Genomic DNA, 23,472 nt, shown 5'->3' with positions numbered 1-23,472 from the left:
ATCAACCGCGTGCACCAAAAATAGCAGTGCCCACACGTACCATGTTACTACCTTGCGCAATGGCAAGTTCCATATCGTTGGTCATGCCCATCGATAGAGTGTCTATTTGGTTATATTGGTGCTGAAGTGATAAATACAACGATTCAAGCTGGTTAAATTGCGATTTTAGCTTATCGATATCAGCTGTTTTTTCTGGGATCGCCATGATCCCGCGTAATACCAAGTTGGGTAACAGAGTCACTTGCTCTGCTAATAGGCGTGCTTGCGCTAAGTCAGCCCCTGACTTACTGTCTTCGGCACTGATATTAACTTGAATACAGACATTCAGTTTGGCCATATCAGTAGGACGTTGATCATTGAGTCGCTGCGCCACTTTTAAACGGTCGATACTTTGCACCCAGTTAAAATGCTCGGCAATTGGACGGGTTTTATTCGATTGGATAGGACCAATAAAATGCCACTCAATATCGTCGTAATGACCGTCTTGCTGCAGATAAGTGATCTTTTCTACCGCCTCTTGCAGGTAGTTTTCACCAAATTTACGTTGCCCGAGTGCGTAAACTGTCATTACTTGTTCGACGGGTTTGGTTTTACTTACTGCAAGCAGGTTAATTTCAGACCTTTTTTTGCAAGATGTGCTTGCCGCGTTGTCAATTTGAGTCAGAACCTGTTGTAATCGTGTTGATATACTATTCATGATGTTACTTGCAAATGAGGTTAAAAAGAATATGGATGTTACAGAGTTACTTACATTTAGTGTAAAGCATAACGCATCAGATCTACACCTTTCTTCAGGTGTGCCACCGATGATCCGCGTGGATGGTGATGTACGTAAAATTAACTTACCAGCTTTTGACGCTAAACAAGTACATGCGCTGATTTATGACATTATGGATGATAAACAACGCAAAGACTATGAAGAACATTTGGAAGTCGATTTTTCTTTTGAAATTAATAACGTTGCCCGTTTTCGTGTGAATGCATTCAATCAACACCGTGGACCTGCAGCCACATTTCGTACCATACCAAGTGAAATAAAAACCATGGCCGAATTAAGCGTGCCAGATATTCTGCATGATCTGGTCAACTTGCCACGTGGTTTAGTATTGGTGACCGGACCGACTGGTTCAGGTAAGTCGACCACACTTGCGGCGATGGTTGATCATATTAATGAGCATCAGCATAAGCATATTTTGACCATTGAAGATCCCATTGAATTTGTCCACAAAAATAAGAAAAGCTTGATAAATCAGCGTGAAGTATTCCGCGATACCAAGAGTTTTAATGCCGCATTACGCTCGGCGTTACGTGAAGATCCTGATGTTATCTTAGTGGGAGAAATGCGTGATTTAGAAACCATCCGCTTGGCATTAACCGCCGCGGAAACCGGTCACTTGGTATTTGGCACCTTGCATACCACCTCTGCAGCGAAAACCATTGACCGTATTGTTGATGTATTCCCGGGACAAGAAAAAGACATGGTTCGATCTATGCTTTCTGAATCGTTACGTGCGGTAATTTCACAAACGTTATTAAAACGTACCGGTGGTGGTCGTGTGGCAGCGCATGAGATCATGCTTGGCACACCTGCTATCCGTAACTTGATTCGTGAAGATAAAGTCGCGCAGATGTATTCGGTGATCCAAACAGGTATGATGCACGGCATGCAAACATTAGATCAATCATTGCGTGAATTGGTTAATATGGGCATTGTCTCTACTGAAGAAGCACGTATTAGAGCGGTTGATCAACAAAGTTTTTAAGGATGAATAACATGGCAATGCTACCACAACTCTTCAGTGCGATGAAAAAGCTCGAAGGTTCTGATATGTATATTTCTGCGGGTATTGCACCAACAGTGAAAGTACACGGCTCATTACGGGCGATATCAGAACACAAATTAACGGCGGAGCAATCGTTAGCCTTGGTCAAAGAAGCCATGTCTGATGATGAGTACGCTTCTTTTTGTCGCACCAAAGAATCTAATTTTGGTATCTTCATGCCAGATATTGGGCGTTTCCGTGTTAGTGCATTTTGGCAGTTAGAAAAAGCCGGCATGGTGATCCGTCGTATTGAAACGGAAATTCCGGCGATGGATGAGCTATACCTGCCTGCAGTGTTAAAGCAGACTGCATTAGAAAAGCGTGGTTTAGTGCTGGTCGTTGGTGCCACGGGGTCTGGTAAATCAACCACCCAAGCCGCGATGGTCGGTTATCGTAATCAAAACTCATCGGGACATATCCTGACCATTGAAGATCCAATTGAGTTTGTCCACGAGCACCAAAGTTGCATCGTCACTCAGCGTGAGGTGGGTATTGATACCGAGTCGTTTGAAGATGCCCTAAAAAGCTCATTACGTCAGGCCCCTGATGTGATCTTGATTGGTGAGATCCGTTCGCAAGAAACCATGGAATTTGCGTTGGCGTTTGCTGAAACCGGTCATTTATGTATGGCGACGTTACATGCTACTAATGCGAATCAGGCTATCGACCGTATTCTGCACTTGGTACCGAAAGAGAAACATGGGCAGTTGTTGTATGACTTGTCGCTTAATTTAAAAGCCATTGTCGCACAGCAATTAATTCCGGTTCAAGGCGGTACCAGTCGCCGTGGTGTATTTGAAATATTATTGAATACCCCACTGGTGAGCGAATTAATGCGTAAAAATGAACTGCATAAAATTAAAGAAGTGATGTCTAAATCGGTTGAGTTGGGAATGAAAACCTTTGACCAATCGCTATTAGAACTTTATAACAGCAATATGATCAGCTATACCGAAGCTCTGCATCATGCTGATTCGCCGAATGATTTACGCTTAATGATTAAGTTAAATCAAGGCCAAGCAAGCGGTGAAGGTATGCTGGATGGGGTCACGATTGAAGCGCTATAATCGTCGTCGAGATTAGTAATAGTCAACGTCAGTTAAAATAAGTAAGGAAAAATTATGTTAATAGTAGTATCACCGGCTAAAACGCTCGATTTTGAAACGCCACCTGTTATCGAGCAGTATAGCCAAGCTGACTTGACGGTTCATTCGGCAGAGCTGATTGATGTTTGCCGTCAATTAACTCCAATGGATTTATCTTCATTGATGAAAATAAGTGATAAATTAGCTGGCTTGAACGCGGCTCGCTTTACAGAATGGTCGAGTGAATTTACGCCTGAGAATGCTAAGCAAGCGGTATTTGCCTTTAAAGGCGACGTCTATACCGGTTTAGATGCAGAAACATTTACCGCTGATGATATGGCGTTTGCCCAACAGCATTTTCGTATCTTATCTGGTCTATATGGTTTATTGCGACCGCTTGATTTGATTAAAGCTTATCGTTTAGAAATGGGTACTAAGCTAGCCAATGGTCGTGGTACTAACTTGTATCAATTCTGGGGTGATATCGTTACTGATAAAGTGAACGAAACACTGGCAGCGCAAGGCGATAAAGTATTAATTAACTTAGCGTCGAATGAGTACTTTAAAGCGGTGCAAAAGAAACGCTTAAAAGGCCGGGTTATCACGCCAGTATTTAAAGACTGCAAAGCCGGTAAATTTAAGATTATTAGTTTTTACGCTAAAAAAGCCCGTGGTTTAATGGCGCGTTATATTATTGCTAATCAACTCACGGATGTAGCACAGCTAACAGCATTTGATACTGATGGTTATTACTATTGCGAAGCGGAATCAACCGATATTGAATTAGTGTTTAAGCGTGATGAAATATTTAAGTAACTAGTACCGAAAACCAGCGCTAATAAAAAAGGATATTCAATTGAATATCCTTTTTTGTATCTGGCGGTTAGCCGATTATGTAGCGTATCAGCACTATGACTGAGTTAGGATATTTATCCTGTCAGAGCTATTGCTGAATTAATCCCAGCCGCTATTTTTCTTACGACGGAAACGAATTGAGGGAATGATTAATCCGGCAATTAAACCTGCAGCAAGAATCAAGGCACCAAGCAGAATAAAGCGATGTTGTTCATCTTCTTCTTTAGTGTCTAAGCGTGTCGATAATTGCTCATTTTCGTCACGTAAACGTACTGCTTCAGCAGTCAATGCCGAATTCTCAGCGGTTAAAGACGCAATGTTATTTGCTTGCGCTGCAATGCCGGCTTGTTTTTCTGCCAGTTCATCACGATTAGCATCAGTTAACGCTGCCATCGCTGCAGAGTTTTTATTGTTGATTTTTGCTAACGCTTGTTTGGTTTTTGCCAGTTCAGCTTGCAACTTAGGCGTACGAATTTTCAAACTGACTTGACGTGACAGTGATGCACCATCAATCCAAGCTGTTTTGTTCTTACTTGTGGTGATCTGCACATAGTTAGAGCTAGCATTAGTCTGTAAATAGGTTACCGCTTCGCCAGCTTTAATTGTGCCAATGATGCGATATTGAGTCCCCGGGCCTGAATGCATAAAAATAGACACGTCGTCACTAATGTAACGTGTTTCTTTCGCAAAGCTCGATAAGCTAACGAGTGTTAGCAGTGTTGCTATAATGAGTTGTTTAATCTTCACAAGATGTCCTGTAGACGAAATATTCTGATAAGCATAATAAGTATAAAATCGAATTTCGACAAGCCTCAGATGCTATTTTACCGTCATAAAAATAGAAATTTAGTGGATTTACAAAAAAGGCCATCAACAAATTGATGGCCTTTCCAAAACAATGTAACCAATTACACTACAAAGATGGCTTCTAAGATCTTGTAGAAGATAATTGATAAAATTGCACCTGCAGGTAGTGTTACTATCCAAGATACAACAATTGTTCTAACTACATTTAGGTTCAAGGCCGCGATACCACGCGCCATACCCACACCCAGCACGCCACCTACAAGGGTTTGCGTTGTTGAGATAGGTAAACCTGAGCCTGACGCAATAACAACCGTAGTTGCTGTTGCTAATTGCGCGGCAAAACCACGACTTGGCGTTAGTTCGGTAATACCGGTACCAACAGTCGACATTACCTTATGACCCATAGTCGCTAGACCAACTACGATACCTAAACCACCCAGTGGTAAAATCCACCATGTAATTTCAGCTTTTTCAGCAATTTCACCACCGTGTTCAACGATAGAAACAACCGCTGCTAGTGGACCGATCGCGTTAGCTACGTCATTTGAACCGTGTGCAAATGCCATCGCACAAGCGGTGATGATCATTAAGATACCAAATACTTTCTCTACGTTTGAGAAATGCATATCTTTATCATCGCTTGGGCTATATTTCTGTCTGCTGATATACACGGCACCGGCGATTGCAACAAGTAAGCTGATAGCCGCTGAAGCAATAATACCTTCCGTTGTTGTTAGGTGTAAACCAACGTGTTTCAGACCTTTCTTAATCGTTACCATTGCGATCACAAACGTGGTTAATGCCATGTAAAAAGGCACATAACGTTTCGCGTTAGCCAGTGGATCTTTGGTATCAAAAATGAGTTTTTGAATACTCATAAAGGTGATGTAGGCGATGAGTCCGGAGAGTATGGGGGTAATCACCCAACTCCCAACAATACCACCTGCTTTACCCCATTGTACGGCTTCAGGGCCAACACTAACGAGGGCAAAACCAACAATTGCACCAACAATAGAGTGCGTCGTTGATACTGGCCAGCCAAATATAGATGCGATCATTAACCAAGTCCCAGCAGCAAGTAGCGCTGAAATCATACCAAATGCTAACGCATCTGGACGGTTATTATCTTTAAATACGGCAAGGTCAACAATCCCTTTTCGTACGGTATCGGTGACTTCACCACCGGCTAAGTAAGCCCCGGCAAACTCAAAAACCATCGCAATAATAATTGCTTGTTTGATCGTTAACGATTTTGTACCAACAGATGTACCCATTGCGTTTGCAACGTCATTGGCACCAATACCCCATGCCATGTAAAGGCCAAAGACTGCAGCCATCATCAGTAGATAAGGACCGTATGCTTGAATGATTTCCATTATTTATATACCTGTAGTGATCTTAATTACGCGCGAGCATTAATTCGAGACGGGCGCCAACAGTTTCAGCTTGGTCAGCTAATCCGCCAACCCACTCTAAGATTTTGTAAAGGAACATAACATCAATTGGATTGTAGTTATTTTCAATTGAAAGTAATTTTTGACGTAGCACGATCTGCATTGCATCGGTATCGTCTTCGATACAATCAAGTTCATTGATCATATTTTCAACAAGATCGACTTCGCGGCCTTTAAAACCGGTTTCAATTAGTTCATCTAATTCATTAATGGCTTTCTTAGCCAGTGCCGTTGCGTCAATGCAACGTTTTAGATAAGTAGTGAAGTCATTTGCAATTTCGGCTGGTAGCTGCAGCTTACGACCAATCATACGACCGGCGATATCTTTTGCGCGATTGGCAATTTTATCTTGCTGTGTGAGTAGGTCGAGTAAATCGGTACGATCAACAGGCATGAAGATACCACGTGGTAACTTAAGGCGAATTTCACGCTTCAATATGTCGGCATCTTTCTCACACTGAGATATCTGCTGACGGATCGTTTCCGCTTTATCCCAATCTTGTTCTGCTGTTGCAGCAAAGAATGGCACTAACAATTCACAAGTCTCATGCACTTTCGTGATGTGTTCTTGTAATGGGGTAATCGGCGACTTAGCAAAAAGTCCTAAAATAGTATTTACTGGCATAGCCATAATCCATGTATGTGACAATAAGATGACACTTTTAAAGATGCCGCGAATGTTAAACAACTCTCAGGAGTTTGCAATATAAAATTTGCCTTATTAGCGATTGAATTAGACCAAAATCAATATTTTTTGTTTTTATAGCTAATCTTATTCGCGAATTAAAGATTTAACCTTAGACAGATTTTAAAATTATTGGTAAATTTTGTACCTTAAGTGCGAGATATGTTGGTTTATCGACGCATTGTTTTTATTCTTGGTGAGTCTAGCGAGGCCGGATGAGTACGGAAGTTGAAATAAAGTTTGTGGTTGAACCACAGGTTAAATCACAATTAGAAGCATTATTAGCTAACTATGTGATTGTTGAACAGGCTATTAAGCCGTTATCTAATACTTATTTTGATACGACGACGTCCCAATTTCGTCAATTCGACTTTGGTTTACGCACTCGTAAAAGTTTAAATTTTGCTGAGCAAACCATTAAAACCGCTGGTATTGTCCGTGGTGGCTTGCATCAGCGTCCTGAATATAATTTAGCTTTAGAGGGTGATGTGCCGACATTGGCAGCATTCCCTGCTGACATCTGGCCTGAAGGTGCTGATATAGCGCAATTACAAGCAGACTTAATCGATTTATTTACCACCGATTTTGAGCGTACTATGTGGCATGTACAACTGCCAAATAGCGCCGAAATTGAAGTGGTATTTGATCAAGGTATGGCGCGCAGTGGTGAGCAAAGTTACCCTATTTGTGAAGTTGAGCTTGAGCTGGTACGTGGTGATATTGATGATCTATTTACCTTGGCACAGCAAATCACGCAACTGAATAATGTCCGTTTGGGTAATGTCAGTAAAGCCAAACGCGGTTATCAATTGGCGGGACTCTATACGCCGAAAATTAAAGCGCTGACATTGCAGATGCCGACAGTAGAGACAGCAAGCTTAGCAGATATTTTTCTGGCTACATTGACGCAAAGCTACACGCATTGGCAACATAATGAACAGCAGTACTTAGAAAACCAGGATATTAATGCGCTGGTCGAAGTGACTGCCGCAGTAGCCTTGATCCAACAAACGTTGCAAAGTTATGTGGATATCTTGCCTGAAATTGGCTTAAAGCAAACTGAATTAGTGTGGTTAGCTGAGCAACTCTCTGCGGTAAGCAGTGCGTCTCAACTGCATCAGGTTATGGTGAATAACGGCCAATTGATTCGTAAATTTCCAGAGCATAAACGCATTAGCAAAGAGTTACAGGCGTTGCAAACTCGCTATGTTGATTTTAGCGATATTGAAAAGCTGTTTAATAGTTCAAGATACGCCTGTCTTATGCTGTCTATTAGTCAGTTACTGAGCCAAGGTTTGAGTGGTGTTAAGCTCGATACTGCCAAAGTATTATCGTTCGCCAATACCCAGTTACAAAGTAGCTGGCAGAGTGTGCTCGATTCTTTACTATCGGCCCCTACACTTAATGCGGATGACTATTTAGCCGTACAAGCAAAATTACAGCAAAATTTATTAATCGGTCATTGTTTTAGCCATTATTATACTGCCGATCGTCGAGATAAATTTCGCTTACCTTGGCAGGATATACTACAGGGCATTGATGATTTAGCGTTATTACAGATACTGATGGACGTTGCGCAGCAGCAACCAGAAGCGATAGCAACACAGATTAAGAAGATCTTAATGCGTAAACAAGGATCATTGTTAGATGCGCTGGAGCAAACTCGTCTGCAAGCGTTAACAATGCGTCCATACTGGATTGAAGAATAATAAAATACGGCAATGAAAAATAGCAATCAGTGGCTGCCACTGATTGCTGTACAACCTGTTTATAGCAGGTGTTACTCTGAAAATCGGACTAAATCTTCAATCACTAACTTTTTAATCTCTAGTTGTTGTTCTGGCTTTAAGCCATACTTTTCAGCCAACTCAATGTAATCTTGGTTGTTTAACGACACGGTGAGGCGTGGTCTTTTCGGGCGTTTATTAACGGTTAAACCGAGAATATCTCGGATCTGTTCTGACGGGCTTAAGTTATGATCCAATGCCGCTTTGCGGATCTTATATTGGATCTTTTCATCCATATCAAATGCGACTTGAACCGCTTTCATCGCTTTTTGTGATGATTGCCACTTTTCCGGTAATTCACGTGATTTAACCATCTTCAATCTGCCTTGTACTGTGTTTATGCTATTGGCCAGTATCCTGTAATACTGTCATTACCAAGCTGTACGGTCAAGTACACATCTGTATCACCGGTATTATAAACCATAATATCGATCAGTTTGTTTTCTTTAGCATCATGCAGATGATAGAACTCAAACTGACGACCTGGGTTGTCCTCGGTATACTGCGATGGCGCAGACGTTCTAAAATCAGTTCTGTGGTGATAACCGACAGTGGCGATGTCTTGTTGGTAGTAACGCTCTGCGTGCCAATCGCCTAGCGTCACGGGTAGTTGGCTAGGTAATTCAGTAAAGCCTTCTTCAAATACGTCACCGAATAATTCTAAATCGAATAATTGTGAGACTTCTTCACGTGTTAGCTCAAGACTGAGTTGGAAATTATTATGGTCGTGGCCTGGCAGGGTTAACCACACATAAGTTTGTTGCTCGCCTTGCAGCTTGAAGCGTGGATAATGTTGGTGTTCAAATTCCAGTGTTTCTATTGCAATTACTTCAAATTTTTGGCAGCGAATTTCACTTGGCAGGGTGAAACTGTCACTCAATTCGATGATATCACCAAGAATTAACTTGCTAACATGGTTGAGGTCACGGGTTGGGGTATCGGCGGTCGATTTTTTAAATAAATTTTTGAAGAAACTCATCATAGCTCCTGAGCTATAGCAGAATGACAAATAGGAACAGCACGTGTTGCCACGATATCTGCTCCTATTGGGGTTAACTCACTAATTGATTAGCCGTTAAACTTAGCCATTTTGCTTGGCTTTTAAACGTTCTAGTACCGAGTTCGCGTTGCTCTGCTGCTGGCCAATACCTGCTTCAGCTAGTTTTGCTTTTAATGATTGGTCACTGCCTTCGGCATGTAATTCATCTGCGGCAACCATACGGTCATCAAAGTCTTGTTGTTTTTGCTTGATACGCTCTAATGAATCTTTGGCGCTAAGCAGTTTTGAATTGCTAGCGCTAAAGTTGTCAGTGATCGCCGATGTTGCTTTTTGCACGCTGTCCGTAGTTTTAACCATGGTTAATTGACGTTGGTGTTCTGCTAATTGACGTTCGCTTCTTTTTACTAAGTCTTTTAGTTTTGTTGCGCTGCTAGTAAAGCTATCCAGGTTTTGTTGTTGCTCGATAACTTCTTGTTCTAGTTGGGCAATTTTTTCAGCCACTTCTAATGCTAATGCTTCGTTACCGGCATTCAATGCTTGTACTGCATAACCTTCGTGTTCAGTTAAGTTAGCCTTAACGCGCTCAAGTTCACGGCTTGATTGCATTTGCTTGGCCATTACGTCAGTTAAATTACGTTTAGCATTGGTCAAATGGGTTTCGGCGTCGCGAATTTCTTGTTCAAAGATACGCATTGAGTTTGCATCAACAATACCTTCACCTACTTCACGGGCGCCACCACGGATGGCGGTCATAATTTTTTTAAAAATGCTCATAAACTTCTCCTAAGAAGTAGGGGTTAAACTAAATAATCTGATAATTCAGTAATAACTTCAAGGCTGTTATCACTTAATACAACTAACTCATGTTCTACATCGGCAACGGTTGATTGCACTGATAATGCGCCGTATACCACATACATATCACCAATTTTTGCGAATGATGACAGTGGCATTGGAATGTTAAGTTCTAACATTGCTTCTAGCATTTCGACACGTTTTTCTATTTTAACTTCGTTTTCGCCCCATAAATAAGCAATACAAAGGATTTGCTCATCAGTGACAGAAACAAAAATTGGGATCTCTTCACGACCTTCAACGTCGACACGCAGTACATCAACGTCACCAGAAATTGGGGTACAGTCAAACTTATAACCAGTGTCAGACTTGTCGCCAAGATCATTAAGATAATTTGCAATTTTATGTATGTTCATCTCGTTCCTTTTTGACATATTATGTCTAATTAAGTTAACTTTAAGCCCCGGGACATAATATGTCAAGAGACTTGCTGGTATTTTATAATAATTTATAAGATTTATATATATATCGATTACTTTGTTTGGCCTTGCTAATAACAGAAAGTTCATTGTCATCAACAAATTATAATCTGTGTTTTTACTAGCTACAGCGTCTCTATATTAAATTAATAATGCCATAAGAATAAAGGCAATTGATAAATTGATCGCCATATCCATCGCGGCGACGCCGACGTTATTCTGTAAATCCACTTCTTTATTAATATTCACGCCATTGAGGATTATCTTTTTAGCGATAATGGCAAGAATAGTAAAGGTGGTCAGCATCACCAAACTAAATAGCATCCAAGAGCCTAACGAGGTCATTAGATTGGCGGTATCATAATAGATATAGTTACTGGCTATCGTTACCGAGATCGCAACACCAATAAGGTAGCCGCCGTGACGCAGTGCCACTGCAATATTATTATCTTTAAACGCCTGCTGCATGGTGGTACCGAGATTACCGCGTGAATAACGGTGTTCACGATAACGAGTCATCAGTAGCATAATCGTTTGGGAAATAAGGAAACCACTACAGATAGCAATAAAGGTGATGAACTCTAAGCCTTCTGCCCAAACCAGTGTTGAACGAATGATAATAGCGGTGGCAATGGATGCACAAGCATCGACAATCGCGACGGCAACATTACGTTGGGCAATTTCGGTATTTTTATCGAGTTGATTGAGTGATACGCGGTCATGGATCCAACGACCCAGTTTGATCAACACTAATCCGGCGAAACCATAAAGACTCATGCCTAATATTTCTAACGGCAAGGTCGCGGCTTTTTCACCGGAAATAGCCCCTGAAAGTACGATGCCTAAACCAAAAATAGCCCCCGCTAAACTAATACCAAAGGCAAAGTTGTCGCGGGTAGCCAATTCGTCAATGGTATCTATGTTATCGACTGCGCCGGTGAAAAATCGCATGGCGGATAAAAGCGCTAAAGCGATGATGAGATCGACGGCTAAAAACAGTAGTAGGTCCGACGATAGGATAGTTTCAAAAACTGACATTAAAGGTTACCTTCTTTTACGATTTTAGCTGCCATAATTGCTTACTAATGATAAGTTTACTAAATAAATTAATATCGCTAAGTAATAGCATGTAAGGCATGGCCTGTCTATATGTGCATTGCTGATATAAACAGCTGATATAAATTGTTGAATTAATTGGATCTCAAGCCTTAATTATATGGATGTCGTTTATGAGTACAGAATGTCAAATTGTTGATGTGTTAGCTGATACTGGAAGTATGTATTGGCAACGTTGGTGCGAACGCAATAAGGCTGATTTAGCATTATTATCTGCCGAGCAAATTAGCCAGTCTCAACGGGTGTTTTCGTTAAGTGATTTTATCGCGGAAAGTTGTATTAACAACACAAGTTTACTTAACGATATTTGGCAGTCTGGTTTGCTTTCAAAGGCATCGCGCAGAGCGCAAGTCGAACGTCATTTAAGCGAACAATTAACGGCCTGCGATTCTGAACCGGCATTATTACGTACCGTGCGACAATTTCGCCGCTTTCATATGTGTATTATTGCTTGGCGCGAGTTATTGCAAGATGCCCAATTGACGGAAAGTCTAGCCCACACTTCTCACCTTGCAGATAGTTTAATCGCCGGAGCATTAGACTGGTTATATCAACTGCAATGCCAAGAGCAGGGCACGCCAGTTAATACCGAAGGTGTGCCACAACAGCTGGTTATTCTGGCGATGGGTAAGCTCGGCGGTGGTGAACTTAATTTTTCATCTGATATTGATCTGATTTTTACCTACCCCGAAACTGGCGAGACTGTGGGGGCAGGGCGAACGGTCGCTAATCAAAAGTTTTTCCAACGCCTAGGACAACGATTAATTGCGGCATTACATCAAGTCACAGCGGATGGTTTTGCTTATCGTGTGGATATGCGTTTACGCCCGTTTGGTGACTCCGGTCCTTTGGTGATGAGTTTTAATGCCTTTGAAGAGTATTACCAGAACCAAGGTCGTGACTGGGAACGTTATGCCATGGTGAAAGCGCGCGCGCTGGGTGGCAATGCCGAAACTAGGGTTGAATTGGAACAAATGTTACGACCGTTTATTTATCGCCGTTATGTGGATTTTAGTGCGATTGATGCGCTGCGTAATATGAAAGCCATGATAAAAGCGGAAGTTCGCCGTAAAGGTTTGAAAGATAATATTAAGCTCGGCAGTGGCGGGATCCGTGAAGTCGAGTTCATTGCCCAAACCTTTCAGCTTATTCGTGGTGGCCGTGAACCGGTACTACAAATTAAGTCGTTATTAGCGACCTTAAACGTATTGCAGTCAATTGGTGAGATCTCCGCTGCAAGCTATACCGTACTAACTGAAAGTTATTGTTACTTACGTAAAGTTGAGAATATCCTCCAACAAATTAATGATGCGCAAACTCAAACCTTACCGCAATCAGCACTGGATCGTAGCCGTTTAATCAGCGTATTAGGTTTCCCTGATTGGGATAGTTTTTATGTACATATTAATCAAGTCATGGCCGCTATTAATAACGAATTTAGTCTGGTGATTGGTGGCGACGATGAGGATAACGATGAATCACAACCAGCGTTAGACTTATGGCATTTAGAACTGTCAACGGAGGAAGCAGTCACCTTGTTGGCTGAATATGGATTAACGCAGCAAGATGCGCAAAATTTTGCCCGTGAATTAAGTCATTTTAAAACCGATTATGATCGTAAAACTGTCGGCCCTCGTGGTCGTCAAACTATTGAAAAGTTATTACCTAAATTATTATTCTTAATTCTTAAAACTGATGATCCGGTGGCCTTGCTGCCGCGTATTATCGCGCTGTTATTAAAGATTTTAAACCGTACCGCGTATTTAGAATTGTTAGCCGAGAATGATCAGGCATTAACGCAATTATTACGTTTATGTGGGGCCAGCCCTATGGTGGCGAAACAGTTGTCGAGCCATCCGATCTTATTAGACGAATTGTTAGTACCTTCGCATTTATACCATCCCACGCCGTTACATGAGTATCGCAGTGAATTGCGTCAGTTTATGTTACGGATACCAGAAGAAGATCATGAGCAGCAGTTAGAAGCCTTACGTCAATTTAAGCAAACTCAATTATTGCGTATTGCGGCGGCTGATATTGCTGGTGAACTGGCATTAATGAAAGTGAGTGATCATCTGACTTGGTTAGCGGAAGCGGTGATTGATAATGTGGTCAACCTAGCATGGCAACAACTAGAAGAGAAACACGGAGTACCGCATAACGTAGTTGAAAGCGGTGAAAAAGGTTTTGCTGTGGTGGCCTACGGTAAACTTGGTGGTATTGAATTGGGTTATGGCTCTGATTTGGATCTGGTGTTCATTCATAATTGCGAAACCACGGGTATGACCAACGGCGCAAAAATGATTGATAGTCGTCAGTTTTACCTGCGCTTAGCGCAACGTATTATTCATATCTTTAGCACCCGAACTAGTACCGGTATCTTGTATGAGGTGGACATGCGTTTACGTCCGTCAGGCGAGTCTGGTGTATTGGCTTGTCCGGTATCAAGGTTCTTGGACTATCAATGCAAAGAAGCGTGGACATGGGAGCATCAATCATTAGTGCGTACGCGTATTGTCTATGGTGATAAGCTGATCCAACGCCGTTTCACCGAGGTAAAGCGTAGCATTATCGCCAAACCACGAGACACCAGCGAATTGCAAAAACAAGTGGTGGATATGCGGGTGAAAATGCGTAACCATTTGTTAAAAGCTAATGCCGATCAGTTTGATATTAAGCAGTCGATAGGCGGTATTACTGACATCGAATTTATGATGCAGTACATTGTTTTGAATCATGCGGCGCAGATCCCCAAGCTGCAGCTGTGGCCGGATAATGTCCGTATTATTAGCCGTTGTGTGTCCGAAGGACTAATGAGCACAGAGTTGGGGGAGCGTTTAACCCTGAGTTATTGTCAAATGCGCGATGAGATCCATCGTCGTAATTTACTCGGTCAAAAAGGCATTGTTGCGGATACCGAATTTACCGCACAACGGCAAGTCGTCACTGACTACTGGCAGCAGTTGTTTGCTGTTGAATAAACCAAGTTTATAACCAAAAAAGCGCTTGATGCGGGTAGTCGTTACCTTTATCAAGCGCTTTTTTTAGTTTGTTATTCAGCTGTTTATTAGTTCTCTGCTCAGCAATTTATTCTGTTAGCTGTTCTTATATGATGCCTGTTACTTGTATCAGTTACTTATATAAGCTCGGCTCACCCTTAGGGCGGGTTTTAAAACGGCGATGCAACCACATGTATTGCGGCACCTGCTCTAAAATAGATTGCTCACATTCTTTATTACAGATAGTGGCATCTTCAACTTCGTTTCCGGTTGGGAAATTCTCTAATGGCGCACGCACTTTTACTTGGTAACGACCATCAGGTAAACGGCAAGAAGATACTGGATAAGTCTTGGTGTTTTTACCCGAGGAAAACATTGTGGTAGCGGTGATCGTACAGGCTTTTTCAACGGCGAAAAATGGCACAAATACACTACGACGAGGGCCATAATCATGGTCTGGTGCGTACCATAATGGTTCACCTGAATCGAGAATATGTAACATGCCTTTGATATCACGACGGTCAAACAAACCTTTATTTGACAGGGTACGGCCACGGCATTGTAAATATTCCATTAATGGGTTTTTGTTCGGACGATAGATAGCATAGGCTGGTCGTAATAAACCAAAGATACGCGCCGATATTTCCAGTGATAAAAAATGCGATCCCAAGATCAGCATACCGTTACCATCCGCTTTGGCTTGGTCGATATGTTCTTGCCCTTCAATCACCATGTTTTGCTTAATACGCCAATCTGGCCAGAACCAGGCATTGGCAGTATCAATAACGGCTAATCCAGTATATTCAAAATTTTCTTTTGCTAGCGCAGTAATTTCGGCAGGTGATTTATCAGGAAAACTCAACGCCAGATTTTGTTGCGCTGTTTTCAGACGCTTAGGGATAATTTTCATGACTAACCGGCCTAACCCACGGCCCAGTACATTTTGTACCTTGTTTGGTAGCAAAGATATAAACCACAAAAAAGTGGCGGCGAATAGTAATGGCCAGTGTTTAGGATGCAGAAATCGCCCTTGAAACTTGGTGTTTTCTTTGGTGACCATGGGGTTGTTGGTTTTACTTTTATTTGTCATGGAAAAATCTCATTCTCGCGAATTAATACGATTTATATTAGTAAGTCGCTAATATTTATATATTCAATGGGTTGATTTTTGGCTGTTACAGAAGATTACAGTTATAAAAAAGGCGACTCAAATGATCGCCTTTTTATTCTGTATTCCGTTTGCTTAGATGTTGTCTTTTAACCCAGCATTCACTAAATTAATATCTTCAGCGTTCAACGTACCAGCGGCTTGTTTTAACTGTAACATACTAATGATGTAGTTATAACGTGATGCTGATAATGATTGCTTCGATTGGTATAAGCTCTTGGTTGCGTTCAATACGTCGATAATTGTACGTGTACCCACACCAAAACCAGCTTCTGTTGCTTCTAATGCACTTTCAGATGATTTAACTGTTTGCTCGTACGCTTTAATAGAGCTTAATCCAGCCGTTACATTGTTGTAATAAGTACGGATTTGCGTTTGTACTTCACGACTGGCTTTGGTTAATTGTTCTTGGCTTGCCGTTACTTGATAAGCGGCTTGTTTCTCTGTCGAGGTTACCGCGCCACCTGTGTATAGTGGCATGCTAAATTCGATACCAACGTTAGCAGAAGACACTGTACTTTCTGAATTTATACCACCTTGGTTATCATCACCATAATCTGTGTATGCTGCGCCAGCATTTGCCACTAGGTTTAATGCCATGTTATCAACAGAGCCTACTAGCTCGACATTACCTTCAGCGATTTGCTTGGCAATACGTTGGATCTGAATCGACAAATTCTGATTGTTGGCTGTATCTAACCAGTTATTACGTTGACCGTTTGGCGCTGTAGGGCTAAAGCGGTCTGTATTCAGTGGGGCAATATCAGTATGAGTTAAACCAGTGATTTCAGTTAATGACTCGTAGCTGTTAGCTAGGGTGTTTTCAGCATTAATTACTTCTGCTACCGATAAATCAAACGTTGATTGTGCTTCTAATACGTCAGTTTTATCCGTTAGACCAACATTATAACGCTGCGTGGTTTGTTCTAATTGACGCTCTACCGCATCTTTATTACGGTTAGAGAATTCTAGCGCATCGTTGGCAGTTAATACGCTGAAATAGGCATTTGATACACGTAAAATCAGACTTTGCAGCTCTGCTTGAACAGCAAGTTCACTCTGCTCTGCTTGTTTAGCCGCTTGACTAACATTAATGAAATTACTTTCTTCATATAATGACTGAGTTAAACCAATGCCAACGTTACCAGTTAGCGCATTACCGTTTGCAGTTGAGTTAGTTTTGTAGTCACTCGTAATGCCGTAACCTAGATCTGCACTTAGCCCAATTTGTGGTAAGTTTGACGCTTCTTGTTCAGTAATTTTCTCTAGTGCTGCATCACGGTTTGCTTGTGCTTCTAAGTAAAGAGGATCTTTGGTCAAGGCTTGTTGAAATATTTGCTGTAAATTATCAGCACTTGCTGAGTGTGCAAAAAATGCCAGACCGCAGGCTAGAAGAATTTTATTAAACTTCATTGGTGGTTACCTTAAGTGTAAATAGTTGCCGTTATGAATTCGCATAACAATAAGTAATGATAACTGCTTAGTCAAATTAATAATTATCCAAAAGGGATAGTTAGCATTGATCTGCATTTTATACTAGGCGTTATCTCAAAGCTCGAGTTTTAAACGTTGAATTAATATCGATATGGCATAATTAGTATAATTACTAGGAATTATCCTTAAACCCTAGCAGCCCACATGGTATTCACCGTAACCCTTTATTATCAGTATATTTGAGGAGATGTAAATGAAAAGTCGAAAGTTAGAAATACAATCTGAGTATGATGTTAGTGATATTGAGATCATAAACAAACAACAAGTATTTAATGGTTTCTTCAAAATCAACACGTATACCTTTAAACATAGGCTGTTTTCTGGTGGTTGGAGTGGTGAAATAACCCGCGAGGTATTTGAACGTGGAAACGCGGCAGCGGTCATACCTTATGATGCGAGTCGCGATGAAGTAGTATTGATTGAACAAATCCGCATTCCAACTATAGAATCGAGTTCACAACCTTGGTTACTGGAGTTAGTGGCTGGCATGATAGATAAACAAGGGGAAGATTCTGCTGAAGTAGTGAAACGTGAAGCACAAGAAGAAGCGGGTGTGACGATTGGTCGTTGTAATTTTATTATGCGATTTTTTGCTAGTCCAGGTGGCACCAGTGAAGCGCTTGATCTGTACGTGGGTGAAGTTGATAGTAGCACTGCGTATGGTGTGCATGGTTTGGAAAGTGAAGGTGAAGATATTCGTGTCCATGTGGTCAGTCGTGAAACTGCTTATAATATGGTGCAAACTGGGCGAATAAATAACGCATCGACTATTATTGGTATCCAGTGGTTACAATTGAATTTTCAAACATTGCAAAAGTCTTGGCTGTAGCGCTACAATGGTCAATCGACGGTTTCCAGCGCTAAGTCATTTGAATGTATGATGATTAGATTTGTGGAAATGTGTGCTGGTCAACAGATTTATACGCTCTTATTAGCGTATGATAATAGTTAAGTAATCTTGTAATCAGCGTGTCGATTGACAGTTATAGTGAAAGTAACTATTTACTATTCGTCATTACTAGACAACATATAAGGATAAGGGTTAAAGATTATTGTGGGTGCGGACATTTCTAAGTTAACGGTAAAGCATAATGTGATTAATTTATTGCAAGTGACAGATACTCACTTGTTTGCCACGGCTGAGAAAGATCTGCTCGGGGTGAAAACGCAATTAAGTTATCGTCATGTCATTGATGCTATTCTCCAGAATCAACAACCGTTTGATGCTGTGCTTGCGACGGGCGACATTTCTCAAGACAATACTCCTGCTTCTTATCAATATTTTGCTCAACATATTAAACGTCTCAATAAGCCGTGTTATTGGTTACCGGGTAATCACGACAACATTCCGCTGATGGCTGATGCTTTAAAAGCAGAAGGCGTACTGGCAGATAAATATAAAGTTGTTGGTGATTGGCAGATTATCTTACTCGATTCTCAGTTAACGGGTTCTCCGGCCGGTTATCTTGCACCAGAACAACTTGCCTTGCTCGATGAACAGCTAAGCAGATATCCAGACAAACATGCATTAGTGGTATTACATCACAACGTTTATGCGGTCGGTTGCAAATGGCTAGATCAACATCTGTTGCGTAATGCAGATGCATTCTTAGCCGTATTAGCCAAACATCCGCAAGCTAAAAATGTGTTATTTGGACACGTCCATCAACAGCTTGATAAAACTTACGATGGTATTCGCTTTATGGCATCACCATCGACTTGTTTCCAATTTAAACCACATTGTGATGAATTCACGCTAGATGCCCGCGCTCCGGGCTGGCGTTATTTACAACTGCACAGTGATGGCTCGGTCAATAGTCAGGTTTGGCGTTTGTCGAACAATGATTTTAATCCTGATCTCGATTCTAAAGGCTATTAAATTCGAATTTAAAGGTTGCTGACCTCAAGTTTAAAAGCGCCTGATATTCAGGGCTATCTTGCCCTGATTTATCGATGTTATCGGCATCATGTCCATCCCCCATATTCATTAAGCTCTTATCTATTATATTAGAGGTAAATAAATGGCTCCCATGCTACTGCTCTATTTGCACGGTTTTAATAGTTCGCCAAAATCAGTTAAAGCACAACAAATGGCTGACTATCTGGAGTGCAACCATCCTGAAATCACCATCGAAATCCCGAACCTCTCGCCTTATCCTCAGCAAGCATGGTTACAGATAGCGGCGATTGTGGCGCGTTATCCTGCACATCAACTCGGGGTTGTTGGCAGCTCGCTCGGTGGTTATTATGCGACAAAAGTGCATCAAGCATTTAACTGCCCTGCAGTCATCATTAATCCCGCAGTGAAACCGTATGAATTGCTGGTGGATTTTTTAGGTGAGAATAAAAACCCCTATACCGAAAATACTTTTAGCCTTACCGAGCAGCACATTGATGAACTACGCGCACTGGATTGTCCGGCATTAGTTCACCCAGAAACGATCTGGGTACTGTTACAGACCGATGATGAAGTGTTAGACTACAGACAAGCAACTGCAAAATATAATGCGGCAAAATTAACGGTAGAGCAGGGCGGTGATCATGCCTTTATCGGATTTGAACGTTATCTTAGCGATATTTTAACCTTTCTTGCATTCAAGTAGATGTAACGAACAGCATAAAAGAAACTCATGACTCAAGAATATAATGCGGGCTCGATTGAAGTCCTAAATGGTCTCGAACCAGTACGCCGCAGACCCGGTATGTATACCGACACAGTACGTCCTAATCACCTTGGCCAAGAAGTTATCGATAACAGTGTCGATGAAGCGTTAGCTGGTCATGCGCAGAATATTTCAGTTACCTTGCATGCTGACCAATCGTTAGAAGTGAGCGATGATGGTCGTGGTATGCCTGTCGATATTCACCCGGTGGAAGGTGTGAGTGGTGTTGAGCTGATTTTATCTAAGTTACATGCCGGTGGCAAATTCTCCAACGACAGTTATCAATTTTCCGGTGGTTTACACGGTGTTGGTATTTCGGTAGTAAATGCCTTATCTAAACGCGTTGAAATTACCATTCGACGTGGTGGTCAAATTTATCAAATTGCCTTTGAACATGGTGAAAAAGTTTCTGAGCTAGAAGTGATTGGTACCATAGGTATCCGCACCACGGGTACCAAAGTACATTTCTGGCCGGATGCGAGTTATTTTGACTCGGGTAATTTTTCGTCTAAACGTTTGATGCATAATTTACGCGCCAAAGCGGTACTGTGCCCTGGTTTGAACATTAAGTTTGATGACAAAGTTAATAAAGAAAAGCATGTTTGGTGTTTTGAAAAAGGCCTCGAAGACTACTTAATGGAGTCGCTAGATAAGTGGCCAACATTACCTGAAGCTCCTTTTGTCGGTAGTTTTTCGGCGAATAATGAAGCCGCCGATTGGGCCGTTATCTGGCTACCTGAAGGTGGCGAATCGGTTACTGAAAGTTATGTTAACTTGATCCCAACAGCGCTCGGTGGTACCCATGTCAATGGTTTACGCCAAGGTTTACTGGATGCCATGCGTGAGTTCTGTGAATTCCGTAATTTATTGCCACGAGGCGTGAAGTTAACACCGGATGATATTTGGGATCGTTGTTCTTATATCTTGTCGGTTAAAATGCAAGACCCGCAATTTGCTGGGCAAACTAAAGAACGTTTGTCATCACGTCAGTGCGCAGCCTTTGTGTCTGGTGTAGTTAAAGATTCGTTTTCATTATGGTTAAACTCACACACTGATCTGGCTGAACTGTTGGCTGATTTATGCATTAACAATGCCCAGAAACGCTTAAAAGCAAGTAAAAAAGTAGCGCGTAAACGTATCACTAGTGGTCCAGCCTTACCGGGTAAATTGACCGATTGTTCTGGTCAAGATCCGATGCGTTCGGAACTTTTTTTAGTGGAAGGTGACTCTGCTGGTGGTTCGGCAAAACAAGCCCGTGATCGTGAATTTCAAGCGGTGATGCCACTGCGTGGTAAGATCTTGAATACCTGGGAAGTGGACTCTTCGCAAGTATTGGCATCACAAGAGGTACATGATATCTCTGTGGCGCTGGGTATTGACCCTGACTCGGATGATATTTCTGGATTACGTTATGGCAAGATCTGTATCTTAGCGGATGCCGATTCCGATGGTCTGCATATTGCCACCTTGCTGTGTGCGCTGTTCTATAAGCACTTTAGAGCCATGGTTGATGCGGGACATGCGTTTGTTGCTATGCCGCCGTTATACCGTATAGATATCGGTAAAGAAGTGTTTTATGCCTTAGATGAATCCGAGAAAAACGGTATTCTTGATCGCATCGAAGCCGAGAAAAAACGCGGTAAAGTCAATGTGCAACGCTTTAAAGGCTTGGGTGAAATGAACCCGCTGCAATTGCGTGAAACGACCATGGATCCGAATACTCGCCGTCTGGTGCGATTGACTGTAGATAACGCAGATGAAACATTCGCGATGATGGATATGCTGTTAGCGAAAAAACGTTCTGCAGATCGTCGTACTTGGTTAGAAGACAAAGGCGATATGCCTAGATAGTCGCGTTGTACTAATTGAGTAATCGGTCATTCAGACTGTCCAGCTTAGACTCTCTACCATTAGACTCTTTACTTTAGATATGGCTACATTGATTGTAGCCATTTTTTTAATCCCCGTTTATGCATATTGTTTAAATTTATCCCGCTGTTTTGATCTATGTTAATCTTTTTGATAATTATTATCATTTAGACTTGTGCTCATTGCACGATTCTTATAGACTCCATTTCATAATGTAAACAATTCGTATTTAGAGGTAAGGATGAAAAAGGGAATATTTGGTTTATCTGCTTTGGCATTAACAACGTCACTGATGAGCGCTACAGCTTTTGCTAGTGAAGAAGTTAATATTTATTCAAATCGCCAAGCGAATTTGCTTAATCCGATCCTTGAACAATACACTAAAGATACTGGTGTTAAGGTCAACATTGTTTTTGCTAAGAAAGGACTGGCAGATAGAATGAAACGTGAAGGTCGTTTATCAAAAGCCGATCTATTACTAACAACAGATATCAGCCGCTTAGTTGAAGCTGTTGATTTTGGAGTTACACAACCAGTATCAAGCGACGTATTAGAAGATAACATCCCTGCGCAATATCGTGACCCAGATGGCGAATGGTTTGCTCTTACATCTAGAGTGCGTAATATTTACACATCACGTGAAGTGTATGGCGACGTTGCTAACATCACTTATGAAGAACTTGCAGACCCGAAATATAAAGGTCAAATCTGTACACGTTCAGGCAAACACCCATACAATGTAGCACTTATTTCATCGATGATTTCGCATCACGGTGAAGCAGAAGCGAAAGTATGGTTAGAAGGTCTTAAAGCTAACTTAGCACGTAAACCACAAGGTAACGATCGTGCCCAAGTTAAAGCAATTAAAGAAGGCGTTTGTAGCGTTGCACTTGGTAACAGCTACTACCTAGGTAAAATGCTCAGCGATCCAAAGCAAGTTGCTTGGGCTGAAGCGGTTAACATTAACTTCCCTAACCAAGAAAACCACGGCGCACACGTGAATGTTTCTGGTATGGTATTAGCGAAATACGCACCGAACAAAGGTAATGCCGTTAAGCTAATGGAATACCTATCTGGCGCGAAAGCTCAACATATGTATGCTGACGTTAACATGGAATACCCAGTTAAAGCCGGTATCCAAGCATCTGAGTTAGTTTCATCTTGGGGTGAATTCAATGCGGATTACATGCCAGTCGCAGAAATTGCAAAACATCGTAAAGCTGCACTAAGACTACTTGATGAAGTTAAGTTCGACTTGTAGAATACTATATCCCTAGATTCGATGGGGTTAACAGTTGATGTTGCAGCTTAATAGGTTGTTAATAGACTGATTTAAAGGTTGGTAAAGTTACTTTGTAACTCGCCAACCTTTTCGCGTATCTAAACAGGAGTT

The 23,472-nt window shown here is 41.6% G+C and carries 21 protein-coding genes; 10 read left to right on the top strand and 11 right to left on the bottom strand.

What is annotated here, in order from left to right:
• Position 1 precedes the first annotated feature (1 nt).
• Entirely contained in the window at positions 2 to 697 is a 696-nt protein-coding gene (locus CXF93_RS19625; protein ID WP_101064198.1) for a YggS family pyridoxal phosphate-dependent enzyme, read from the bottom strand.
• A gap of 31 nt (positions 698 to 728) precedes the next feature.
• On the opposite strand from CXF93_RS19625, the gene CXF93_RS19620 reads away from it, so the two are divergent.
• Genes CXF93_RS19620 through yaaA form a run of 3 tightly spaced genes read left to right on the top strand, consistent with a single transcriptional unit; the run spans position 729 to position 3,724 of the window.
• The gene (locus CXF93_RS19620; RefSeq protein WP_198551723.1) at positions 729 to 1,763 is read left to right on the top strand and encodes a type IV pilus twitching motility protein PilT; all 1,035 of its coding nucleotides are present in this window, start codon (positions 729 to 731) and stop codon (positions 1,761 to 1,763) included.
• 11 nt (positions 1,764 to 1,774) lie between these two features.
• Positions 1,775 to 2,890, top strand: coding sequence for a PilT/PilU family type 4a pilus ATPase (locus tag CXF93_RS19615; protein WP_101064196.1), 1,116 nt, complete (start codon positions 1,775 to 1,777; stop codon positions 2,888 to 2,890).
• Between the two features lie 54 nt (positions 2,891 to 2,944).
• Positions 2,945 to 3,724 (top strand): peroxide stress protein YaaA, encoded by a 780-nt coding sequence (gene yaaA / locus CXF93_RS19610; protein ID WP_101064195.1) that lies wholly within the window; start codon positions 2,945 to 2,947, stop codon positions 3,722 to 3,724.
• Positions 3,725 to 3,862: 138 nt separating this feature from the next.
• On the opposite strand, the gene CXF93_RS19605 is transcribed toward yaaA, so the two are convergent.
• The 3 genes from CXF93_RS19605 to CXF93_RS19595 all read right to left on the bottom strand — a co-directional run bounded on the left by CXF93_RS19605 (position 3,863) and on the right by CXF93_RS19595 (position 6,649).
• Positions 3,863 to 4,510: a TIGR04211 family SH3 domain-containing protein gene (locus CXF93_RS19605; RefSeq protein ID WP_101064194.1), complete on the bottom strand. Its 648-nt coding sequence runs from the start codon at positions 4,508 to 4,510 to the stop codon at positions 3,863 to 3,865.
• Positions 4,511 to 4,671: 161 nt separating this feature from the next.
• Positions 4,672 to 5,946: an inorganic phosphate transporter gene (locus CXF93_RS19600; RefSeq protein WP_101064193.1), complete on the bottom strand. Its 1,275-nt coding sequence runs from the start codon at positions 5,944 to 5,946 to the stop codon at positions 4,672 to 4,674.
• A gap of 22 nt (positions 5,947 to 5,968) precedes the next feature.
• The gene (locus CXF93_RS19595) at positions 5,969 to 6,649 is read right to left on the bottom strand and encodes a TIGR00153 family protein (protein ID WP_101064192.1); all 681 of its coding nucleotides are present in this window, start codon (positions 6,647 to 6,649) and stop codon (positions 5,969 to 5,971) included.
• Between the two features lie 275 nt (positions 6,650 to 6,924).
• Between CXF93_RS19595 and CXF93_RS19590 the strand changes: the two genes are divergently transcribed.
• On the top strand, positions 6,925 to 8,418 hold the full coding sequence (locus tag CXF93_RS19590) for an inorganic triphosphatase (protein ID WP_101064191.1): 1,494 nt from the start codon (positions 6,925 to 6,927) through the stop codon (positions 8,416 to 8,418).
• Between the two features lie 71 nt (positions 8,419 to 8,489).
• Here CXF93_RS19590 and CXF93_RS19585 read toward each other — a convergent pair whose 3' ends face one another.
• From CXF93_RS19585 to CXF93_RS19565, 5 genes are all read right to left on the bottom strand, one after another.
• Positions 8,490 to 8,810, bottom strand: a complete 321-nt coding sequence (locus tag CXF93_RS19585; protein ID WP_101064190.1) for a hypothetical protein — start codon at positions 8,808 to 8,810, stop codon at positions 8,490 to 8,492.
• A gap of 23 nt (positions 8,811 to 8,833) precedes the next feature.
• Positions 8,834 to 9,475: a hypothetical protein gene (locus CXF93_RS19580; RefSeq protein ID WP_101064189.1), complete on the bottom strand. Its 642-nt coding sequence runs from the start codon at positions 9,473 to 9,475 to the stop codon at positions 8,834 to 8,836.
• A gap of 102 nt (positions 9,476 to 9,577) precedes the next feature.
• Positions 9,578 to 10,270, bottom strand: coding sequence for a PspA/IM30 family protein (locus tag CXF93_RS19575; RefSeq protein WP_101064188.1), 693 nt, complete (start codon positions 10,268 to 10,270; stop codon positions 9,578 to 9,580).
• A 23-nt stretch (positions 10,271 to 10,293) separates the two neighbouring features.
• Positions 10,294 to 10,707, bottom strand: coding sequence for a YjfI family protein (locus CXF93_RS19570; RefSeq protein ID WP_101064187.1), 414 nt, complete (start codon positions 10,705 to 10,707; stop codon positions 10,294 to 10,296).
• A gap of 204 nt (positions 10,708 to 10,911) precedes the next feature.
• On the bottom strand, positions 10,912 to 11,808 hold the full coding sequence (locus CXF93_RS19565) for a DUF350 domain-containing protein (protein ID WP_101064186.1): 897 nt from the start codon (positions 11,806 to 11,808) through the stop codon (positions 10,912 to 10,914).
• A 191-nt stretch (positions 11,809 to 11,999) separates the two neighbouring features.
• Between CXF93_RS19565 and glnE the strand changes: the two genes are divergently transcribed.
• The gene (glnE, locus tag CXF93_RS19560) at positions 12,000 to 14,867 is read left to right on the top strand and encodes a bifunctional [glutamate--ammonia ligase]-adenylyl-L-tyrosine phosphorylase/[glutamate--ammonia-ligase] adenylyltransferase (protein WP_101064185.1); all 2,868 of its coding nucleotides are present in this window, start codon (positions 12,000 to 12,002) and stop codon (positions 14,865 to 14,867) included.
• A 151-nt stretch (positions 14,868 to 15,018) separates the two neighbouring features.
• Here the strand turns inward: glnE and lpxL are convergent, their stop codons facing one another.
• Both lpxL and CXF93_RS19550 read right to left on the bottom strand, forming a co-directional pair.
• Positions 15,019 to 15,975 (bottom strand): LpxL/LpxP family Kdo(2)-lipid IV(A) lauroyl/palmitoleoyl acyltransferase, encoded by a 957-nt coding sequence (gene lpxL / locus CXF93_RS19555; RefSeq protein WP_101064184.1) that lies wholly within the window; start codon positions 15,973 to 15,975, stop codon positions 15,019 to 15,021.
• A gap of 153 nt (positions 15,976 to 16,128) precedes the next feature.
• Positions 16,129 to 17,466, bottom strand: coding sequence for a TolC family outer membrane protein (locus tag CXF93_RS19550; RefSeq protein WP_101064183.1), 1,338 nt, complete (start codon positions 17,464 to 17,466; stop codon positions 16,129 to 16,131).
• Positions 17,467 to 17,740: 274 nt separating this feature from the next.
• On the opposite strand from CXF93_RS19550, the gene nudF reads away from it, so the two are divergent.
• From nudF to CXF93_RS19525, 5 genes are all read left to right on the top strand, one after another.
• Positions 17,741 to 18,376, top strand: coding sequence for an ADP-ribose diphosphatase (gene nudF / locus CXF93_RS19545; RefSeq protein ID WP_101064182.1), 636 nt, complete (start codon positions 17,741 to 17,743; stop codon positions 18,374 to 18,376).
• A gap of 225 nt (positions 18,377 to 18,601) precedes the next feature.
• Complete coding sequence (gene cpdA, locus CXF93_RS19540; protein WP_101064181.1) at positions 18,602 to 19,426, top strand: 3',5'-cyclic-AMP phosphodiesterase; 825 nt, start codon at positions 18,602 to 18,604, stop codon at positions 19,424 to 19,426.
• Positions 19,427 to 19,568: 142 nt separating this feature from the next.
• A complete protein-coding gene (gene yqiA, locus CXF93_RS19535) occupies positions 19,569 to 20,150 on the top strand; it encodes an esterase YqiA (RefSeq protein ID WP_101064180.1) in 582 nt (193 codons plus the stop codon).
• 27 nt (positions 20,151 to 20,177) lie between these two features.
• Positions 20,178 to 22,061: a DNA topoisomerase IV subunit B gene (gene parE, locus CXF93_RS19530; RefSeq protein WP_101064179.1), complete on the top strand. Its 1,884-nt coding sequence runs from the start codon at positions 20,178 to 20,180 to the stop codon at positions 22,059 to 22,061.
• Between the two features lie 259 nt (positions 22,062 to 22,320).
• Entirely contained in the window at positions 22,321 to 23,340 is a 1,020-nt protein-coding gene (locus CXF93_RS19525; RefSeq protein WP_101064178.1) for a Fe(3+) ABC transporter substrate-binding protein, read from the top strand.
• Positions 23,341 to 23,472 lie beyond the last annotated feature (132 nt).

The organism is Moritella sp. Urea-trap-13, from assembly GCF_002836355.1.
In the GTDB taxonomy this organism is placed as follows: Bacteria; Pseudomonadota; Gammaproteobacteria; order Enterobacterales; family Moritellaceae; genus Moritella.
This window is presented reverse-complemented; position numbering and strand designations above follow the sequence as displayed.

What these genes read in the sequence shown, in the direction of transcription:
- CXF93_RS19625 (WP_101064198.1), bottom strand. Translation starts at nt 697, where the DNA reads ATGAATAGTATATCAACACGATTACAACAGGTTCTGACTCAAATTGAC.
- CXF93_RS19620 (WP_198551723.1), top strand. Translation starts at nt 729, where the DNA reads ATGGATGTTACAGAGTTACTTACATTTAGTGTAAAGCATAACGCATCA.
- CXF93_RS19615 (WP_101064196.1), top strand. Translation starts at nt 1,775, where the DNA reads ATGGCAATGCTACCACAACTCTTCAGTGCGATGAAAAAGCTCGAAGGT.
- yaaA (WP_101064195.1), top strand. Translation starts at nt 2,945, where the DNA reads ATGTTAATAGTAGTATCACCGGCTAAAACGCTCGATTTTGAAACGCCA.
- CXF93_RS19600 (WP_101064193.1), bottom strand. Translation starts at nt 5,946, where the DNA reads ATGGAAATCATTCAAGCATACGGTCCTTATCTACTGATGATGGCTGCA.
- CXF93_RS19595 (WP_101064192.1), bottom strand. Translation starts at nt 6,649, where the DNA reads ATGCCAGTAAATACTATTTTAGGACTTTTTGCTAAGTCGCCGATTACC.
- CXF93_RS19590 (WP_101064191.1), top strand. Translation starts at nt 6,925, where the DNA reads ATGAGTACGGAAGTTGAAATAAAGTTTGTGGTTGAACCACAGGTTAAA.
- CXF93_RS19585 (WP_101064190.1), bottom strand. Translation starts at nt 8,810, where the DNA reads ATGGTTAAATCACGTGAATTACCGGAAAAGTGGCAATCATCACAAAAA.
- CXF93_RS19580 (WP_101064189.1), bottom strand. Translation starts at nt 9,475, where the DNA reads ATGAGTTTCTTCAAAAATTTATTTAAAAAATCGACCGCCGATACCCCA.
- CXF93_RS19575 (WP_101064188.1), bottom strand. Translation starts at nt 10,270, where the DNA reads ATGAGCATTTTTAAAAAAATTATGACCGCCATCCGTGGTGGCGCCCGT.
- CXF93_RS19570 (WP_101064187.1), bottom strand. Translation starts at nt 10,707, where the DNA reads ATGAACATACATAAAATTGCAAATTATCTTAATGATCTTGGCGACAAG.
- CXF93_RS19565 (WP_101064186.1), bottom strand. Translation starts at nt 11,808, where the DNA reads ATGTCAGTTTTTGAAACTATCCTATCGTCGGACCTACTACTGTTTTTA.
- glnE (WP_101064185.1), top strand. Translation starts at nt 12,000, where the DNA reads ATGAGTACAGAATGTCAAATTGTTGATGTGTTAGCTGATACTGGAAGT.
- lpxL (WP_101064184.1), bottom strand. Translation starts at nt 15,975, where the DNA reads ATGACAAATAAAAGTAAAACCAACAACCCCATGGTCACCAAAGAAAAC.
- CXF93_RS19550 (WP_101064183.1), bottom strand. Translation starts at nt 17,466, where the DNA reads ATGAAGTTTAATAAAATTCTTCTAGCCTGCGGTCTGGCATTTTTTGCA.
- nudF (WP_101064182.1), top strand. Translation starts at nt 17,741, where the DNA reads ATGAAAAGTCGAAAGTTAGAAATACAATCTGAGTATGATGTTAGTGAT.
- yqiA (WP_101064180.1), top strand. Translation starts at nt 19,569, where the DNA reads ATGGCTCCCATGCTACTGCTCTATTTGCACGGTTTTAATAGTTCGCCA.
- parE (WP_101064179.1), top strand. Translation starts at nt 20,178, where the DNA reads ATGACTCAAGAATATAATGCGGGCTCGATTGAAGTCCTAAATGGTCTC.
- CXF93_RS19525 (WP_101064178.1), top strand. Translation starts at nt 22,321, where the DNA reads ATGAAAAAGGGAATATTTGGTTTATCTGCTTTGGCATTAACAACGTCA.